Origin of the sequence: Sulfitobacter sp. CB2047 (assembly GCF_000735125.2) — a bacterium.
Taxonomy (GTDB): Bacteria; Pseudomonadota; Alphaproteobacteria; order Rhodobacterales; family Rhodobacteraceae; genus Sulfitobacter; species Sulfitobacter pontiacus.
In genome coordinates this window covers 22,667-40,549 of the sequence record NZ_CP072616.1, presented here as the reverse complement: position 1 = coordinate 40,549, position 17,883 = coordinate 22,667, and the positions used below count along the sequence as shown (strand labels likewise).

The window sequence follows — 17,883 nt, the reverse complement described above, 5'->3', positions numbered from 1 at the left end:
GCACCAACAACTTCAAGGGAGGAAGACTTATGAAACCACTTAAGAAACTCGTGATGGCCGGTCTGTTCGCAGCGTGCACGGCACCTGCGGCGCAAGCGCAGGTCCTTTCGTTCTCGACCCCGCCACAAGGCTCTGTCTGGAACACGATGGCATCGGTTATTTCTGGCGAGGCGCGTAGCAGCGCCGGAATGAAAATGGTTGTTCAACCATATGGCGGGAACGCCCAGATGATGCAGGCCGTGAATGACTCTCTGGCCGAATTCTCGTTGAATGATGTGAACGACGTTATCACGGCATTTTCCGGAACGGGCGAATATAGCAGTTCAATGCTTAACCTAAGGGTTGTAGCGCGCATCAATCCGTTCCCGGTCGGTCTTTATGTCAAGGAAAGCTCGGGAATGGAAACCGTTGGTGATCTGAAAGGGCGCAGCGTTCCGTCTGGATGGGATGCCTTTCCAATCGCGCGGTCGCATATTTCGGCCATCCTTGCGGCCGGTGGGCTTGATTGGGACGACGTCAAACAAGTTCCGGTACCCGAATTGATCAGGGGCTCGGATGACATGGCGTCGGGTCGTGTAGACAGCGCATTCTTTGCCGTCGGTGGCCCAAAAGTCGCCGAAATTGACGCCTCCGTCGGGGGCGTGCGCTTCCTGTCGGTCGAAGCGAATGAAGAGACGTTGACCAGAATTCGCCAAATCCGGCCGGCTTTCTACTTTTCCGAAGTAACTCCCGCACCGGTCCGTGTCGGTGTGGCCGAACCGATGATGTTTGTGACTTGGGACAACGTGCTGGTTGCCGGAGCGCATGTCTCCGACGAAGCGGTCGAACAGCTGCTTGCTGTACTCTTTGACCAACGCGAGGCAATCGGGGGTGCATATCCGCCGCTGCGGGCGTTGAACCTCGAAACAGCCTACAAAGAATACCCAGGTATCGACTACCACCCCGGCGCCGTGGCGTTCTTTGAAGAGCGTGGCGTGGAATTGACTCCAAATCAGTAACTCTGGTGCGGGCGAAACAAGGCGGGGCGGCAATGTCGCCCCGATCATTTCATGAAAGGGCGTGGCGTGGAACATGATGTCAATCCCCCCAGTAGGGACCGCAGTTTGAAGGGTATGCTTGTCAACGGTTTGGCTGGAACGCTGACGCTGACTGCTGTTGTGCAGGCTGCAAGCTTACCGTCACGACTTGGCTATTCCTACTATACCGAACAGTTTCTTGCGCTGGTTCTAGGTCTGAGCTTGTCCATCATTTTCCTGGTGTCGGGTCGTGGGGAACGCGATGGGGAAGACGCTGGCCAGCCTCGAGTTATTGATTGGCTCCTGTCGTCAATTGGCTTGGGAATGGGGCTCTATCTAATGTTCGCCTATCCGAGTCTTGTTTCGACCTCCATGTCCCTTCCGTTGGATGCCCTGATTGTCGGAGTGGCACTCTTTTTGCTTGTCCTTGAAGGTTTAAGGCGAGCCGTCGGGTGGACGCTTGTTCTTGTTGTGATCGTGATCACCGCATACGGAATGATAGGTCATCTTGTCCCAGGCGCTCTCCAAACCCGCGAAGTCGCGCCGCAGAGGCTGGCGGTATATCTGGCTTTTGATCCGAACGGGCTTCTCGGACTGACTCTTAATGTTGCAGCAACCGTGGTCGTGGCTTTCGTATTCTTTGGCCAGCTTTTGCTTCGATCTGGCGGGGCGGATTTTTTCAACGATATCGCGATGGCGACGATGGGCCGAAAGCGTGGTGGCGCCGCAAAGATATCGATTGTGGCATCGGGGCTGTTCGGGTCGATTTCGGGTGTGGTTGTTTCGAATATTGTCGCGACCGGCGTGGTAACGATCAGACTGATGATCCAATCGGGATTCCGCCGGACAACCGCTGGTGCCGTCGAGGCCGTGGCGTCAACCGGCGGGCAGATCGCGCCGCCTGTTATGGGGGCTGTTGCCTTCCTGATGGCAGATATCCTGCAAAAGCCGTACTCGGAAATCGTCGTTGCTGCCATCGTGCCAGCTTTGCTGTATTATGTCGCGCTTTTTGTGCAGGCCGACTTGCTTGCCGCCAAGCAAAACATCCAGCCGCTTGAACTGGATGACATTCCGGCGACGCGCAGCGTCATGTCGCGTGGTTGGGTGTTCATCCTGCCATTTGCCGCAATCGTAATCGCCTTGTTCTGGTTCAACCAACCTGCTGAAACATCGGCGCTTTGGGGAGCCTCTGCCGCACTGTTGATCGGATTGACCGTCGGCTACGGCAAGACCCGTATGGTCCTGCGCGACCTGTGGTCCGCTGCTGTTGAAGCTGGCCGATCGATTACGGAAATCATAATGATTTCGGCCGCTGCCGGTTTTATCATTGGCGTCCTGAACGTAACTGGCCTTGGGATTGCGGCGACATTTGCGTTGGTCGATTTGGGACAGGGCAACGTTTTCTTGCTGCTGCTTATCTCGGCTGTGGTCTGTCTGATCCTTGGGATGGGGATGCCGACCGTCGGGGTGTACTTGCTTTTGGCCGTACTGATCGCGCCGTCGTTAGTGCAGTCTGGCATAGAGCCGATCGCAGCGCATCTGTTCATCTTTTACCTTGGGATGATGTCGATGGTTACGCCGCCAATTGGAATCGGCGCATTTTTTGCAGCGGCGATAGCCAAAGCTTCGCCCATGGCGACAGCTTGGGAATCCATGCGATTTGGCTGGACGGCCTATATCGTGCCCTTCCTGTTCGTTTTCTCGCCAGCCTTGCTCCTTATCGGAGAGCCCACCGAGATCGCCTTGGCCGTGATTACAGCCGTGATCGGCGTCTACGCGATTTCTGCAGCCTTCGTGGGATGGCTACACGGACCGATGGGGCCCCTTCGCCGGGTGTTTACCGGCTTGGCAGGAATCGCGCTGCTTCTACCGCCTGGAATTGGGGGGGCGCAGACCCTATGGATCAACGGCGCAGGATTCATCGCATTGTCCGCTCTTTGGGTGTTGGGGCGGCGCGACCGTTCTGCTCCTCAAACTGATGCGGATAGTAAAGTTCAGGGCTGAATGCCCCTGTGAGAAAAGCAATGAAAGGAATACCAATGGCACTAGTTTTCAAAGCTCCGGCCCAGCCAACAGTGGCTGTCTATGGCACAGAGGATCGCTTGCCGGTTCGCCGCATTTTCTGTGTTGGACGCAACTATGCGGCACATGCGCGCGAAATGGGCAAAGACCCGGATCGCGATCCACCCTTCTTCTTCACCAAACCTGCAGATGCCGTTGTGATGGATGGTGAAACGGTCGCCTATCCGCCTGAGACCGAAAACTTCCATTACGAGGCTGAACTGGTAGCGGTTATTGGGACCGCTGGCAAAAACATTGCGGAAGCAAGCAGCCTGAACCACGTTTGGGGCTATGCCGTTGGCAACGACCTGACCCGCCGCGATCTTCAATTGAAGGCGCGCGAGCAGGGCCGCCCTTGGGACTGGGGAAAGGCATTCGACCGCTCTGCCGTAATTGGCCCGGTACATCCGGTCGGTAAAGTCGGCCACCTCGACAAAGGCTCCATCAAATTGACGGTGAACGGCGAGGCCAAACAAGATGCCGATCTTGCCGACCTGATCTGGTCGGTACCCGAGATTATCTCGATCCTGTCGCATTCCATCGCGTTGGAGCCGGGCGATCTGATCATGACCGGCACACCGGCCGGCGTTGGCGCCATGCTGCCTGGCGATGTCTGTGTCGTGTCCATCGAGGGGCTCGGTTCCATCGAAACGCCGATTGGCCCGCGCGAAACCTAACGCACATCAACAAGGGAGAGGCACATGAGTTTCAAGAACCTGCTTTTGGCTTTCAGCGGCGAGAAGGCTTTTGCCAGCAGCCTCTCTCACGCAATCAAGTTGGCCAAGCATCATGATGCTTGGCTGACAGTGGTAATGCGCAATGGGCGCTCGTATTTCGATCGCTATGGCGGGGGACTTTCCTCTGCATTGCGGGACAAACTTCGAGAAGTTGACGACGCGGATACTAACGCCGCGATTGCACAATTTGAAACAGTCGTACGCGATGCCGGTTTAACAGATCGGGCGGAATTCATCCCTCCGGAGGTAATGGGAAAAACCCTGCCAAGTGAGTACGCAAGATCCTATGACTTGGTGATCACCGGGTTCCAATCCGATCTGATCGGTGAAGAACATCATGTTGTCAGTCCCGACCTTATTGCATTGCGCAGTGGCCGTCCTGTGCTGGTTGTGCCTGAAAGCTATTCGGCACCCGCCTTATCAGATCATGTACTGGTGGCCTGGGACGGTAAACGCGCCGCTGCCCGCGCACTTGGCGATGCCATGCACATTATCGAAGGGAAACGCCAGGTCACGATTTTGACGATTGGAACTGACGCAGAGGACTCGACTACAGATGCTGGGATTCTCCGTCATCTCGAACGCCACGGCATCACCGCGACACGTCTTCAGCGACCGGCGCAAGGACGCAATATCGCTTCTGTCATCGAAGATACCGCAGACGAAGTCGGTGCCAAGCTCATTGTTATGGGGGCTTACGAGCACAGCAAGTTTTCGCAGGACGTATTCGGTGGTGTCACCCATGACGTCCTCAAGACCGCGCGTGTGCCGGTTTTCATGTCACATTGAAGGAACATCCTATGACCCTCCGCCTTCACAACTTTTTTCGATCCTCGACCTCAACACGCCTTCGTGCGGCACTAAACCTAAAGGGTCTGGAGTATGACTACATCGCGTACGTTCTGCGCGATGGCGAAACTCGAACGCCTTCGTATTTGTCGAGGAACCCACAGGGGCTCGTTCCTACACTGGAACTGGACGACGGGACCAACCTTACACAATCGCTGGCGATCATCGAATATCTTGAAGAGATTTGTCCCGCCCCCACGCTTTTGCCGACGGACCCGCTTGGCCGTGCACGCGTGCGTGCTCTTTCCTACATGATTGCCTGCGAAATCCATCCCCTGAACAACCTACGCGTTCTCTTCCGTCTTCGTGACCAGTTCGATGCCGACGAAACTGCCCAGAAAGAATGGTTCACCCATTGGGTCGAAACAACATTCGATGCGTTGGAGGCAGCCCTGCAAAGCCCTGAAACGGGCCGCTTTTGCCATGGCAATACGCCTGGCCTGGCGGATGTGTGTCTGTATGCGCAGGTCTGGAACAACAAGCGCTTCGGCATTCCGCTCAAAAAATGGCCAACCATCGCACGGATATTTGCCGAACTTCATGGGATGCCGGAATTTGCCAATGCCGCGCCACCCAATCAGCCCGACGCTGCCTAAAAACTTTTTTGGAGGAGAGAGACATGGATAACGCTATGCAACCCGACGACACACCAGAACTTCGGGCACTTTACAAGGGGTTCGAGGAAAACCATCTCAATCCCCTGTGGACCCAAACAGGCGACTTGATGCCCTTGCACCCCAAGTCTAAGGCGGTGCCGCATGTCTGGAAATGGTCGGATTTGCTGCCCTTAGCTGAACGGTCCGGTGATCTGGTTCCCGTAGGCCGTGGCGGTGAACGCCGGGCGATCGGTCTGGCCAACCCCGGCCTCGGCGGGCGTGCCTACGTAAGTCCGACGCTGTGGTGCGCGATCCAGTACCTTTGTCCCGGCGAAAACGCGCCTGAGCATCGCCATTCGCAAAACGCGTTCCGCTTTGTTGTTGAAGGCGAGGGTGTGTGGACAGTGGTCAATGGCGATCCGGTCCGCATGTCGCGCGGTGATCTGCTGCTGACACCTGGTTGGAACTTTCATGGGCACCACAACGTGGCGTCCGAACCGATGGCCTGGATTGACGGTCTAGACATCCCTTTTAGCCAGCAGATGGATGTCGGTTTTTTCGAGTTCGGTTCCGAGCGTGTGACCGACAACGCGACACCGAACTACTCGCAGGGCGAACGGCTCTGGTGCCACCCCGGCCTGCGCCCGCTGTCGCAACTTCAAGATACTGTATCTTCACCGATTGGCGCATACCGATGGGAATTTACCGATCAGGCACTGACGCAGCAATTGCTGCTGGAAGATGAAGGAAATCCCGCAACGGTCGAACAAGGACATGCGGCGATCCGCTATGTCAACCCGACAACCGGCCGCGATGTAATGCCAACCATCCGCTGTGAATTCCACCGGCTGCGCCCGGGCGTGGAAACACCCGCACGGCAAGAAGTCGGTTCTAGCGTTTTCCAGGTGTTCGAAGGCTCGGGCTCGGTCGTATTGAACGGTGAAACCAAGAAACTGACAAAGGGTGACTTGTTTGTTGTGCCAAGCTGGGTTGCGTGGTCGCTTCAGGCGGAGTCGCAGTTCGATCTGTTCCGCTTTTCAGATGCCCCGATCATGGAGGCCCTTTCCTTCATGCGCACCAAGGTCGAGGGGCTGCAATAATGCCCTTTAGCGAAGCAGAAGAGGCAGCCCGCGCGGCGCTTCGCGATCGACAGGGCGAAGGAGCGCGTTATGACGCAGCCTCTGCGCCGCACGAAGATCTGTTACTTGCGCGCCGGGGGACCGCCTTTTTTGCGCGCAAGCTAATGGAACTTAGCGACACTGATTTGTACTGCCCGTCAGCTGTCGAGGGCCATTCTCGTGCCCATGTCGTGACAAGCATCAGTTTCAGCGCTCGCCGGCAGGCCTTGATGCTCGAAGCTTTTCATAACGGTGACATAGGGACGATTTCGGCGGATCAGGAACAGCACTTCTCGGACCTCGATCTTGCGGCAACACTACCGCCACGTGCGATCCGCCATTTGTTTCGCCATTCCGAAGTTCATCTGAATGTATGCTGGCGCGATCTGTCCGACGCGGAATGGGACATGCCCTTGGCTCAGGTTCACACCCCAGGCTTGACGCCAAGGCAACTGCCTAGGCTTAGAGCTACACAGATTTGGCAGGCAGCTATCTCTCTTGGGAACGGGGCGAGCGCACGTGACATGCCGGTCGGATTGTGAGGTGCGGGCGCAAAGAGATAAAATATATTTCTACATAATGAAAACTATTGCATTATACAGAAATGATTCGTGCGTCTCCTTTACTATTCGGGAGCCATCGAAAGCGATATCGCACCGATTAAGAACAGGGCCTAACGGGAGGAAAAAATGGAAACTCAACTACTAATCGACAACGAACGTGTCTCTGCCGAGGGCGGTGCAACCTTTGACCGAATAGCCCCTACCAGTGGAAAAACAGTGACCCGTAGCGCAGCAGCGGGGGTCAAAGACAGTATTGCGGCGGTTGAATCAGCACATCGCGCATTTCAAAGCTGGTCAAAGACAGGCCCGGGAGAGCGACGTGCGCTTCTGCTGAAAGCAGCGGATGAAATCGACGCTCGCGTCGGTGATTTTATCGCGGCCATGCAGGCCGAAGTTGGTGCAAACGAGCTTTGGGCCGGTTTCAACGTTATGCTGGCCTCTAACCTGTTTCGCGAAGCTGCCGGTCTGTCAACTCAGATTCAGGGCGAAACCATTCCAACAGACAAACCCGGAACCATATCGATGACTGTCCGCCAGCCAGTTGGCGTGGTGCTTAGCATTGTGCCGTGGAACGGGCCGGTGGTTCTGGCGGCGCGTGCAATTGCATACCCGCTGATGTGTGGAAACACGGTTGTATTTCGAGCCTCCGAAACAAGCCCCCGCACCCACGAATTGATGGCCGAAGCCGTTTCCGCTGCCGGGTTCCCGGCTGGTGTGCTGAACTTTATTACCCATAATCTTGCGACAGCGCCCGATGCAGTTGAAGCGATCATCGCGCATCCAGCCGTGCGTCGCGTAAACTTCACCGGATCGACCGCTGTTGGTCGCATCATCGGTGAAAAGGCCGGCAAGCACCTCAAGCGTTGCATTCTTGAGCTGGGCGACAAGTCTCCGCTTGTCATTCTGGACGACGCTAACATTGACGATGCGGTGAACGCCGGGATCTTCGGCGCCTTCCTTTATCAAGGTCAGATTTGCATGACGACCGAGCGGATCATCGTCGATGACAAAATTGCGGACGAATATGTCGGTAAATTTGCTGAACGCGCAAAGACACTGCCATTGGGCGACCCAACTGCGCAATCGGCCTGTGTGCTTGGGCCAGTCATCAGTTTGAAAGCTGCTGATCGCCTGAAATCCCTTCTTGATGACGCAGTATCCAAGGGCGCCCGTATCGTCGCAGGTGGTCCTGGAGACGGTGCAATGATGCCTGCCACGGTTCTTGATGGTGTCACGTCGGACATGCGCATCTACAGCGAAGAGACCTTCGGACCGATCGTTTCGATCATTCGTGCAACGGACACCGAGGACGCAGTGCGCATTGCAAATGATACGGAATTTGGACTTTCAGCGGGCGTGTTCGGGCGCGATGTAACACGCGCGATTGACGTTGCCCAACGGATCGACACCGGGTCGGTGCATATCAATGGATCGACCGTCGCAAACGAAGCACAGGCACCATACGGCGGAACCAAGTCCAGCGGCTTTGGGCGTTTCGACGGGCGTGCTGTCATTGATGAGTTCACCGAACTGAAGTGGATCACTATCGAACAAAGCGGACAGGGATACCCTTTCTGATTGCAGGAACGGTTGATCGAGAACCCGTCAAGCGTGCGCTTGACGGGAAACAGGGAGGAAATCATGAACAAATACACAGACAACAGGCTTGAACAACTCGAGCATTCGGTGATCACCGGCAAAATGTCCCGACGCGCCTTCATTACGACGGCACTCGCAACCGGGGTGCTTGGCGGCGCACCTCTTCATGCACTGGCAGATGAACTGGACAACATCCGCCAGATGCAAGCCGACAGGGTGTCTAACCTTTCGCAAAGCTATGACTACATTGTTGTTGGCTCGGGCAGTGCCGGTTGCGCACTGGTTGGCACACTTTCGGAAAAGACAGACGGCAATATCCTTTTGATCGAAGCTGGCGATTGGGACACTGCGCCGTCGATCGAAGATCCGCGCGTTTGGTTTACCAATCTGGGCACCGAACGCGATTGGGGCGACGTTGCGATCCCCAGTTCCGGTGTGAACAACCGCGCTATCCCCGAACATACCGGACGCGTGGTTGGCGGCGGATCCAGCATCAATGCCACCATCTGGGCACGCCCGACCAAAGCCGACATGGATCACTGGGCGGACGTCACAGGAGATGCTTCCTGGAACTATGAAGCCAGCCGAGAAATCTATAAGCGCATGGAAAATTGGCAAGGTGCGCACAACCCGGAATTCCGCGGGACCGATGGACCTGTCTGGGTTCAGCCGGCGCAAGGACTGCTGCCACTGGTTGGAGCGACACTTGATGCTGTTGCAGAGGTCGGATTGCCGGTCACCGATGATCTGAACACAGACCGTGAGATCACCGGCAACGGTTTCGGTTTGATGAACCAGATCATTAGGGATGGACGTCGCAATTCAATGGCGCGTGCATTTCTGTACCCTGCTTTGGCGCGTGATAACGTTACGCTTCTGGTTAACACGACCGTGAACCGGGTGATTGTCGAAGGTGGGGTTGCTGTCGGTGTCGAATGTGTTCGCAATGGCGAGACTGTTGTCTTCCGTGCCGATCGCGAGGTTGTGCTGTCCGCAGGCGGGTTCAACACGCCCAAGCTCCTCATGCTTAGCGGCATCGGCGACGAAACTGAACTCAAGGATGCGAATATCGATACCGTTCTTCACGCACCTGAAGTTGGCAAGAACGTGCAGGACCATATTTTGCACGGTGGATGCCTTTTTGAAGCGCCAGAACCGATAGAGCATCGCAACAGTGCTGCCAATATGTCTGGTTATCTCAAGACGGACTCATCGCTCGAACTGCCAGACGTCAGCATCGTCCAGATCGAAATTCCTTATGCCAGCGATGTCATCGCGAAGGAATATGCGATCGAAAAGCCTGGCAATACATGGGCGCTTTGCGGAGGACTTGTTTCTCCCAAGAGCCGTGGGACCGTCAAACTGGCTTCGAATGATCCAGTGGCGCGTCCTGTCGTGGACATGCAGTTCCTCAGCCATCCAGATGATGTAACCTATCTAGAGCGCGCAATTGGCGTCGCCCGTGAGATTGCCCACGCACCTGCCCTCAAAGAACACGTGGTTAAGGAAGTCGCGCCAGGCAAGGATTTGCAAGGTGAGGAACTTGCCAATTTTGTTCGAAATGGAGCGACAACATACTTCCATTCCTCCGGGGCATGCCGGATGGGGGCTGATGGACTCGCAGTCGTTGACTCTCAACTGAGGGTAAATGGAATTCGGAATCTTCGCATCGCCGACAGCACGATCATGCCGCGGATTGTCTCCGTTCCCACAATGCCGGCATGCGCTATGATCGGGATGAAATTAGCCGATATGCTGACCTAACCGTCGAAAACACTATACGGCTGGGCGGTTTCCACACCGCCCTGCCAACGTAGGCGCACATCCTGTGCCATACGGCTTCTTGCCATCTCCCCACGGTCAAGCCTGTATCGTAAAGAACGATCATGATTCACTATGAACTGAATGAAATCTCTCCAGGGAGCGTCGCAAAAAATTCGAGGCTGTCCGTCGCCAGAGTTTTTCGGAGAGCGTGGGCTGTTTCGTAACGGAGGCTCTGGTTCGATTTCTGTTTTAGTTTAAGCGGCAGCGACTTGGTGCTGCAAGCGGCGTTGCCGGATTGTCTGTGTCTTGATCTCCTCTCTCGCTTTCAGGATTTTGGCGCCGCGGCCGTGGTAGACATCGGCCGGGGTCAAATTGCTCAGGCTCTCGTGGTATCGATGGTTGTTGTAGTAATCGACAAAGGCGCCGATCTGCCGTTCCAGGTCGCCCGGCAAGAAGTAGTTTTCCAGTAGAACCCGGTTCTTCGTGGTCTGGTGCCATCGCTCGATCTTGCCTTGGGTCTGCGGGTGATGTGGTGCGCCGCGGACGTGATCCATGCCTTTATCTTCGAGATACTCGGCCAGATGGGCCGCCACGTAGGACGAGCCGTTATCGCTGAGCAGCCGAGGTTTTTGCACGACCGTCGCGCTGTCACAGCCGGAGGCCTCCAGCGCCAGGTCCAGCGTCTCGGTGACGTCCTCAGCCTTCATCGTCGTGCAGAGCTTCCAGGCGATGATGTAGCGGCTGTAGTCATCAAGGATTGTGCTGAGATAGAACCAGCCCCAGCCGATGACCTTGAGATAGGTGAAGTCGGTCTGCCAAAGCTCGTTCGGGCGGGTCGTTTTGTCCCGGAACTCGTCGGCCGCGCGGATCACCACGTGCGCCGGTGCCGTGATCAGATCCTCGGCGCTGAGAATGCGATAGACGGAGGATTCTGAGACAAAATAGCGCTTCTCATCGGTGTATTTGACGGCCAGTTCGCGCGGCGTCAGGTCTTCGTGCTCCAGGGCAAAGTCGACAACATCTCCGCGCACCTCCTCCGAGATGCGGTTCCATACCGATTTCGGGCGTGGCGAGCGGTCTGCCAAGGCATCGATCCCGCCCTCGGCCCAACGCGCATACCAATCGTAATAGGTGCTGCTGGGAATGCCGAGCATCTTCAGCGTCTGCCTGACCGCCAGATGCGATGCCTCAACCGTGCGAATGATTTCAAGCTTCTCGGATGCAGGGTATCTCATTCGTCTGTTTCCCCACCCCCGGTCATGCTTTTTTTGAGCAGCCGGTTCTCAAGCGTCAGCTCAGCGACAACCTCCTTCAAGGCCGCAGATTCCGATCGCAGTTCCTTCACTTCGGGTGCTGTCGCCTGTCTGGCCGTATCACCCGCAAGCCGGGCTTTCCCGGCCTCCAGGAACTCCTTCGACCAGGAATAATACAGGCTCTCGGCAATCCTCCCCTCCCGTCGACAAAGGGCGGCAATGCTTTCTTCGCCGCGCAGACCAGCGAGGACGATCCTGATCTTCTCCTCGGCCGAGTAATGCTTGCGGGTCTTGCGCTTGATGCCCCTGACCAGCTTGTCAGCAGCGTCCTTCGATGTTCCGGATTTCTTGTTCATCTTCGCTCCATATTGGCTTCGATGAACCAGAAATCCTCCGTTGCTCAAACCCCTAAATCTGTCCGGTAAGTGCTGACGTCAGACATCGCAGACGATGATATTGTCCTTCGACGCCCCGAAGCTGACCAACAGGTCAAGGCAGGCAAGCGATGCGGCACCTGCCCCATTGGCCACGATCCGCACGTCTTCGATCTTCTTTCCAACAAGTATTAGGGCGTTCAGGATGCCTGCTGCGGTAACGATAGCCGTGCCGTGCTGATCGTCATGGAAGACAGGAATACCCATGCGTTCCTTCAGGGCCTTCTCGATGACAAAGCATTCGGGGGCTTTAATGTCCTCGAGATTGATGCCGCCGAAACTCGGCTCTAGGCGTGCGACCACTTCGATGAACTGGGTTGGGTCCGTTTCATCGACCTCCAAGTCAACACAATCGAGACCTGAGAACTTCTTGAAAAGTGCTGCCTTGCCCTCCATCACCGGCTTTGACGCCAGCGCGCCGATATTGCCGAGACCTAGGACCGCCGTTCCGTTCGAAATCACTGCAACGGTATTGGAGCGTCCGGTATACAAAGCCGCCGTGCTCGGGTCCGCTGCAATTTCTTCACAGGGGAAGGCAACGCCCGGGCTGTAGGCCAGCGCAAGGTCGTGCTGGGTGGTCATCGGCTTGGTCGGCAAGGTCTGCATCTTTCCCGCAGGCTCGCGCGAGTGGTAATTCAGCGCTTCGGTTTTCAGATCAGTCGTCATGGGTTTTGCCTCGTCCGGGCGGTTTGGCGGGACGTCGATTCGTCGCTCCATCACCAGCCGTTATTTGATGAATGTTCGATTGCTCAGGGGTTTGTGCCGCCCGACAGTGACGCCGCAGCCCTCCCCAGAAAGTGGACAACGATCCCAATGACCACACCCCAGAACGCGGAACCGATCCCGAACAGGGACACACCGGACGCCGTGAACATGAAGGTGAGCAGCCCGGCCTGAGCATCGCCAGATGCCAGCATCGAACTGGTGAATTTCAGGATGGGTTGTAGAAGCGCCAGACCAGCCAGCAGAGCAATAAGGGCCGATGGCAAAAGGACCAGGGTCTCGACGATGCTACCGGAGAAGACACCGCCAAGGCAGAAGAAGACACCGCAGGCGATTCCAGCGATATAGCGGCGCTCGGGGTCTTCGTGGCTATCTGGCCCTGCGCAGAAGGCTGCGGTGATCGAGGCCAAAGCGGTGGTTATCCCGCCCAGGAAAGCGGCGGCAACGGAGACGAGCCCCCCGACGATCAAGATTGGATTTGCCGAGATCTGGAACCCACTGGCGCGCAGGATCGCCATGCCCGGAAGGTACTGGCCACTCAGCGTGGTGATCAGCAAAGGCAGGGCCAAGCTAAGCATGGCCCCCGTTGAAAACGCAGGTCCGGTTATTTCGAGATTCGCGAATGCAACACCGACGGTTCCGACCGACGCATCATAGAAGGCGGCGCTGACAAGCAATGCCGAGGCCAGCAGGACCAGCATAGCGTAGCGGGGAACAACAGCCGCGCAGACGGCAAAGACCAAGATCAGCAGAGCAATTGCAGCGGGATCCGTTGCCAACCCTCCGGCAGCTTTCAGGCCAAATCCGAACAGAATACCCGCCATCATTCCATTGGTCACGGAGGGCGGCAGCAGTTTGACGAGGCGTTCGAACACACCGGAAACGCCAATCAGGACCAGAACTGCTGCAACAGCCAGATAGGCACCAACCATCTCAGCCAGAGACAAAGATGTACCGAGGGATATCAGCAAGACTGTACCGGGGGCCGACCACGCCATCGCAACCGGGACGCGGAACCATAAGCTGAGGCCGATGCTCGAGACCCCAGCCGCAATAGATATCGCGAAGACCCAGGACGAAAACCCCTCCTTGTCGATCCCCATGGCTTCGGACGCACTCAGATAAATCAAGAGAGGACCGGCATAGGACACGAGGACTGCAAGAAAACCGGCTCCGATTGCGGAGCCGGAAACATCACTCAGGCGCAGCCCTCGGTATCCTGCCGCATCAGACAATCGTTGCCTCGGTCGCCTTGATGATGTCCTTGCGGGTCACGCCCTCCGCGCATTCGACGATGCGCAGGCCCTTGTGGGTCACGTCCAGCACGCCCAGGTTGGTGATTATGCGGTCGACGACGCCTTTCCCGGTCAAAGGCAGAGTGCATTCCTTCAGCACCTTGCTCTCGCCGTGCTTGTTGGTGTGATCCATGACCACAACAACCCGGCCTACGCCTGCGACCAGATCCATCGCGCCGCCCATGCCTTTGACCAACTTGCCCGGAATCATCCAGTTCGCGAGATCGCCAGTCTGGGACACCTCCATCGCGCCCAGGATTGCGGCCGCGATCTTGCCGCCACGGATCATGCCGAATGACGTGGCGCTGTCGAAATAGCTGGTGCGCGCCAATTCGGTGATTGTCTGCTTGCCTGCGTTGATGAGATCGGGGTCTTCTTCCCCCTCGAACGGGAATGGGCCCATGCCCAGCATGCCGTTCTCGGATTGCAGCGTGATATCCTTGTCGCCCACGTAGTTGGCGACTAGCGTCGGGATCCCGATGCCGAGGTTCACATACATCCCGTCTTCAAGCTCTTGCGCGGCGCGCGCCGCCATCTGATTGCGATCCCAAGGCATTATGCGTCCTCCCGCTTGCGCACAGTGCGCTGTTCAATCCGCTTCTCGTGCTGGCCTTGAATAACCCGGTGCACGTAGATGCCCGGCAGATGGATCATGTCCGGATCAAGGCTGCCGCGCGGGACGATCTCCTCAACCTCGGCGACGCAGACCTTGCCGCACATGGCGGCTGGCGGGTTGAAGTTGCGGGCGGTCTTCCGGAAGATCAGGTTACCCGTGTCATCGGCTTTCCAAGCCTTGACGATGGCCAGGTCCGCAAAGATTCCCTCTTCGAGGATATACTCTTTGTCGCCCCAAACCTTGACTTCCTTACCTTCCGCGATCTGGGTGCCCACTCCGGTCTGGGTGTAAAATCCGGGAATACCTGCCCCGCCTGCACGCATGCGCTCGGCCAAAGTGCCTTGCGGATTGAATTCCAGTTCAAGCTCGCCCGACAGGTATTGGCGCATGAACTCGGCGTTCTCGCCCACGTAAGACGACATCATCTTCTTGATCTGGCGGGTCGCCAAGAGCTTGCCGAGGCCGAAATCGTCAACGCCCGCGTTGTTGGAGGCGACGGTCAGATCCTTGACGCCGCTCTCCACAAGCGCGTCGATGAGCAGTTCGGGAATGCCGCAGAGACCAAAGCCCCCCGCCGCGATCAGCATCCCGTCATGCAGGAGGCCGTCGAGGGCCTCTGCTGCTGTGTTGTAGACCTTCTTCATTCCGCTTGTCCTTCTTTGCTATCTTCGGGAAGACGCATTCCAAGAATGCGGCGCGCCTCGACCGAGGTCGCGACCGGCCGATTGTTCTGTTCGCATATTCCAGCGGCGCGGCGGACAAGCGCCGCATTCGAAGGTGCCAGCCTGTCACGATCCAAACGGACATTATCTTCGAGTCCGGTCCGGGCGTGACCACCCGCAGCGATGGCCCATTCGTTCAGCGTGAGCTGGTTGGACCCTATGCCTGCAGCACACCACGGCGCGTCCGCGCCAAACAGGCGCTTTACCGTGTGGATGTAGTATTCAAACACGTCCCGATCGACCGGCATCGCGTTTTTCACACCCATGACGAATTGCACATAAGGAGTGCCTGCCAGCTGCCCCTTGTCGGCCATGTCCTTGGCTTTCAGGATGTGGCTCAGGTCGAAGGCTTCGATCTCGGGCTTGACGCCGTAAGCCAGCATTTCCGAGGCGAGCCAATCCACCAGATCCGGCGGGTTTTCGTAAACGCGGGTCGGGAAGTTGTTAGAGCCAACAGAGAGCGATGCCATGTCCGGCTTGAGCGACAACATCCCGCCACGCGTCTGGCCTGCACCAGAACGACCGCCGGTCGAGAACTGGATGATCATACCCGGGCAGTGTTCTTCGATCCCTTCCTTCAGCGCCGCGAATTTCTCGGGGTCAGAGGACGGTGTTTCATCGTCATTGCGCACATGGGCATGAACGATGGAGGCACCCGCCTCGAAGGCTTCATGCGTGGACTCGACCTGCTCCGATACGGTGATCGGAACGGCGGGATTGTTGGCTTTCGTGGGCAAACTACCCGTGATTGCCACACAGATGATACAGGGACTGGTCATGATATCTTTCCGTTTGCACAGGCCGACAGATCGTCGCTGTGCGATGGTCAGGGTCTGGTCAGGGATGCGCGGCGGAGCGCACAGGTGCCTGGGTCTTGCTCAAGACTTCCAGGGTCTCGCGTTCTTCATCACTGAAAAACATCCATGCGGCCTCGGACGTCTTGTGTTTCTTGCATCCTGGACAGGGGTTTCCTGCGTTCTTGCACATGGTTCTTCCTCCCTTGATTTGGTCTCGCTCAGGCGGCTTTGGCGGCCGCTTTCGGCATCTTTTCCAATGCTTCAACAAAGAATGGACGGAACCCGTCCGGATGTTCGCTCATCGGGAAATGTCCGAGTTCATCCATGACAGCCAGCGTGGCACCGGGGATCGCGTTCGCTGTCCGTTCGGCATCCTCGGGCGTGCATGTCAGATCGTAGGCCCCCACGATGATATGGACGGGCGTTTTCTTGGTATCGATGGTCGGCAGGCGCGGGATCAGGCTGTCGTCCTTGGTGTAAAAACTCAGATCCCCGCGAAACACGCCCGGCCCGCTTTGCATGAACATCCACAGCGTATTCCAACGCTCTGAATTCGGTGCATAGGGCGAGATATTGGCGGAAACGAGCGCCGCGCCCATTTCACCACCATGGGCATCGGGGCGATGGAACCAGTCGATATCGTACCAAGCGGGCTGGAAATCTGACGCCTCGATAGCGATGAACCCACTGAATTTTTCGGGGTGAAGAGCCGCAAGTTGCAGTGCGATGCGGCCACCCATGGAACAGCCGGAAAGTACGGGGCGGTCCAGACCAAGCGCGCCGATGACGGCGAGAACGGTCTCGATGTAGGCCTCGGTCGTCAGCAGGTATTCTTCGGTCTCAAAGCCTTCGGGAGGCAGCGATTTGCCATGCCACGGCATGTCGAACGCGATCAGGCGGTTCGATGCAGTGATCTCGACATCATTCATCAGGTGGCGCCATTGGCGGGTGTCTGCGCCTGCGGTGTGCAGGCAGATAACCGGACGCCCTTGCCCTGCCTCTTCAAAATAGATGCGGCGGGCTGCGCCCTGAATTGTGACAGTCACATAGCGACCGGTGATTGGTTCGATGCTCATGCGGCCAACTCCTCTTTTGCGCGTGCCAGCGTCAAAACTTCCTTGAAAAATCGCAGGTTCTTGACGAGGCTCAGGATGTCTCCGTCGATCCGGCCACGGCCGATTTTCACCAATCCGAAGACGTCGTGGAACCCGGGTTCGGGACGCGCCTGCCAGAATTTCTCAAGGGCTTCGGCGTCAGTACGCAGAGCAAAGCGCCACGGGGTTTTGCGGCTCGGACCTTCGTTGACCGAAACGATGCGACCTTTTTCAAAGGTCAGGTAATATTCATTGCCATCCACCTCGATTAGAACCGTCTCGGAGAAGAGACGCCCAATACGTAGAAGATGCGGTCTATCCTCAAGTGTGGATTGAATGTGCTTAAAGCTTTCGATCACCTGAGCCTCCCATGTTTTGACGTGTTACCCAAAGCTGACATGGGTTGGCACGGCGAGGCCATGCTGCGGGGGGTATGGGTTAATACTCTTGGATTGATCGAACCGAAGACGTCCTGCCAAACAGGCGGTTTACCGCATGCCAGGTGCATCTCGCCTTGATATGGTATCACCCGATACCGCCACAGGCATTGGTGTATGAGGTCGTTTTGAGGAAGTCTGTTTGAGTGACGGGAAGCACCCATGCATCCTGTGATCAAATTTTGGACTGCCAGGAGGAGAAACGACCC

At 56.9% G+C, this 17,883-nt stretch carries 16 protein-coding genes and 1 pseudogene; 9 read left to right on the top strand and 8 right to left on the bottom strand.

Going from position 1 to position 17,883, the window contains the following annotated elements; genetic code table 11:
- Positions 1-29: 29 nt before the first annotated feature.
- The 9 genes from IV89_RS17915 (at position 30) to IV89_RS17875 (ending at position 10,303) form a co-directional block, all read left to right on the top strand.
- Positions 30-998 carry a TAXI family TRAP transporter solute-binding subunit gene (locus tag IV89_RS17915; RefSeq protein ID WP_037945214.1) on the top strand — a complete coding sequence of 323 codons (969 nt, stop codon included), beginning with the start codon at positions 30-32 and terminating at the stop codon, positions 996-998.
- Positions 999-1,064: 66 nt separating this feature from the next.
- Positions 1,065-3,020: a TRAP transporter fused permease subunit gene (locus IV89_RS17910; RefSeq protein ID WP_037945216.1), complete on the top strand. Its 1,956-nt coding sequence runs from the start codon at positions 1,065-1,067 to the stop codon at positions 3,018-3,020.
- Between the two features lie 35 nt (positions 3,021-3,055).
- Positions 3,056-3,754, top strand: a complete 699-nt coding sequence (locus tag IV89_RS17905) for a fumarylacetoacetate hydrolase family protein (protein ID WP_037945217.1) — start codon at positions 3,056-3,058, stop codon at positions 3,752-3,754.
- A gap of 24 nt (positions 3,755-3,778) precedes the next feature.
- The gene (locus tag IV89_RS17900) at positions 3,779-4,603 is read left to right on the top strand and encodes a universal stress protein (RefSeq protein ID WP_037945219.1); all 825 of its coding nucleotides are present in this window, start codon (positions 3,779-3,781) and stop codon (positions 4,601-4,603) included.
- Between the two features lie 11 nt (positions 4,604-4,614).
- Positions 4,615-5,259: a maleylacetoacetate isomerase gene (gene maiA, locus IV89_RS17895; protein WP_037945221.1), complete on the top strand. Its 645-nt coding sequence runs from the start codon at positions 4,615-4,617 to the stop codon at positions 5,257-5,259.
- Between the two features lie 35 nt (positions 5,260-5,294).
- On the top strand, positions 5,295-6,359 hold the full coding sequence (locus IV89_RS17890; protein ID WP_051844029.1) for a cupin domain-containing protein: 1,065 nt from the start codon (positions 5,295-5,297) through the stop codon (positions 6,357-6,359).
- Entirely contained in the window at positions 6,359-6,919 is a 561-nt protein-coding gene (locus IV89_RS17885; RefSeq protein WP_051844016.1) for a maleylpyruvate isomerase N-terminal domain-containing protein, read from the top strand. The genes IV89_RS17890 and IV89_RS17885 overlap by 1 nt, the downstream gene beginning before the upstream one ends.
- A 147-nt stretch (positions 6,920-7,066) precedes the next feature.
- Entirely contained in the window at positions 7,067-8,518 is a 1,452-nt protein-coding gene (locus IV89_RS17880) for an aldehyde dehydrogenase (RefSeq protein WP_037945225.1), read from the top strand.
- Positions 8,519-8,581: 63 nt separating this feature from the next.
- Positions 8,582-10,303, top strand: coding sequence for a GMC family oxidoreductase N-terminal domain-containing protein (locus IV89_RS17875; RefSeq protein ID WP_037945227.1), 1,722 nt, complete (start codon positions 8,582-8,584; stop codon positions 10,301-10,303).
- Positions 10,304-10,557: 254 nt separating this feature from the next.
- Here IV89_RS17875 and IV89_RS17870 read toward each other — a convergent pair.
- The 8 genes and pseudogenes from IV89_RS17870 to IV89_RS17835 all read right to left on the bottom strand — a co-directional run bounded on the left by IV89_RS17870 (position 10,558) and on the right by IV89_RS17835 (position 17,596).
- Positions 10,558-11,912, bottom strand: a protein-coding gene (locus IV89_RS17870; protein ID WP_107277721.1) for an IS3 family transposase whose coding sequence is annotated in 2 segments (ribosomal slippage) — positions 10,558-11,573 and positions 11,573-11,912 — 1,356 coding nt in all. Because the reading frame shifts where the segments join, the coding sequence is not laid out codon by codon here.
- Positions 11,913-11,996: 84 nt separating this feature from the next.
- A pseudogene (locus IV89_RS17865) lies at positions 11,997-12,656 on the bottom strand (NADP-dependent malic enzyme); the annotation flags it as partial.
- Between the two features lie 83 nt (positions 12,657-12,739).
- The gene (locus IV89_RS17860) at positions 12,740-13,948 is read right to left on the bottom strand and encodes a benzoate/H(+) symporter BenE family transporter (protein WP_037945232.1); all 1,209 of its coding nucleotides are present in this window, start codon (positions 13,946-13,948) and stop codon (positions 12,740-12,742) included.
- On the bottom strand, positions 13,941-14,564 hold the full coding sequence (locus IV89_RS17855) for a 3-oxoacid CoA-transferase subunit B (protein WP_037945233.1): 624 nt from the start codon (positions 14,562-14,564) through the stop codon (positions 13,941-13,943). The genes IV89_RS17860 and IV89_RS17855 overlap by 8 nt, the downstream gene beginning before the upstream one ends.
- On the bottom strand, positions 14,564-15,268 hold the full coding sequence (locus IV89_RS17850; RefSeq protein WP_037945235.1) for a CoA transferase subunit A: 705 nt from the start codon (positions 15,266-15,268) through the stop codon (positions 14,564-14,566). The genes IV89_RS17855 and IV89_RS17850 overlap by 1 nt, the downstream gene beginning before the upstream one ends.
- Positions 15,265-16,125, bottom strand: a complete 861-nt coding sequence (locus IV89_RS17845; RefSeq protein WP_037945236.1) for a 3-keto-5-aminohexanoate cleavage protein — start codon at positions 16,123-16,125, stop codon at positions 15,265-15,267. The genes IV89_RS17850 and IV89_RS17845 overlap by 4 nt, the downstream gene beginning before the upstream one ends.
- A gap of 236 nt (positions 16,126-16,361) precedes the next feature.
- Positions 16,362-17,219 carry an alpha/beta hydrolase gene (locus IV89_RS17840; protein ID WP_037945237.1) on the bottom strand — a complete coding sequence of 286 codons (858 nt, stop codon included), beginning with the start codon at positions 17,217-17,219 and terminating at the stop codon, positions 16,362-16,364.
- Positions 17,216-17,596: a hypothetical protein gene (locus tag IV89_RS17835; protein ID WP_037945238.1), complete on the bottom strand. Its 381-nt coding sequence runs from the start codon at positions 17,594-17,596 to the stop codon at positions 17,216-17,218. The genes IV89_RS17840 and IV89_RS17835 overlap by 4 nt, the downstream gene beginning before the upstream one ends.
- Positions 17,597-17,883: the final 287 nt, after the last annotated feature.

Coding starts and splice junctions, on each gene's coding strand:
- IV89_RS17915 (WP_037945214.1), top strand. CDS start 30: ATGAAACCACTTAAGAAACTCGTGATGGCCGGTCTGTTCGCAGCGTGC.
- IV89_RS17905 (WP_037945217.1), top strand. CDS start 3,056: ATGGCACTAGTTTTCAAAGCTCCGGCCCAGCCAACAGTGGCTGTCTAT.
- IV89_RS17900 (WP_037945219.1), top strand. CDS start 3,779: ATGAGTTTCAAGAACCTGCTTTTGGCTTTCAGCGGCGAGAAGGCTTTT.
- maiA (WP_037945221.1), top strand. CDS start 4,615: ATGACCCTCCGCCTTCACAACTTTTTTCGATCCTCGACCTCAACACGC.
- IV89_RS17890 (WP_051844029.1), top strand. CDS start 5,295: ATGCAACCCGACGACACACCAGAACTTCGGGCACTTTACAAGGGGTTC.
- IV89_RS17885 (WP_051844016.1), top strand. CDS start 6,359: ATGCCCTTTAGCGAAGCAGAAGAGGCAGCCCGCGCGGCGCTTCGCGAT.
- IV89_RS17880 (WP_037945225.1), top strand. CDS start 7,067: ATGGAAACTCAACTACTAATCGACAACGAACGTGTCTCTGCCGAGGGC.
- IV89_RS17875 (WP_037945227.1), top strand. CDS start 8,582: ATGAACAAATACACAGACAACAGGCTTGAACAACTCGAGCATTCGGTG.
- IV89_RS17855 (WP_037945233.1), bottom strand. CDS start 14,564: ATGCCTTGGGATCGCAATCAGATGGCGGCGCGCGCCGCGCAAGAGCTT.
- IV89_RS17850 (WP_037945235.1), bottom strand. CDS start 15,268: ATGAAGAAGGTCTACAACACAGCAGCAGAGGCCCTCGACGGCCTCCTG.
- IV89_RS17845 (WP_037945236.1), bottom strand. CDS start 16,125: ATGACCAGTCCCTGTATCATCTGTGTGGCAATCACGGGTAGTTTGCCC.
- IV89_RS17840 (WP_037945237.1), bottom strand. CDS start 17,219: ATGAGCATCGAACCAATCACCGGTCGCTATGTGACTGTCACAATTCAG.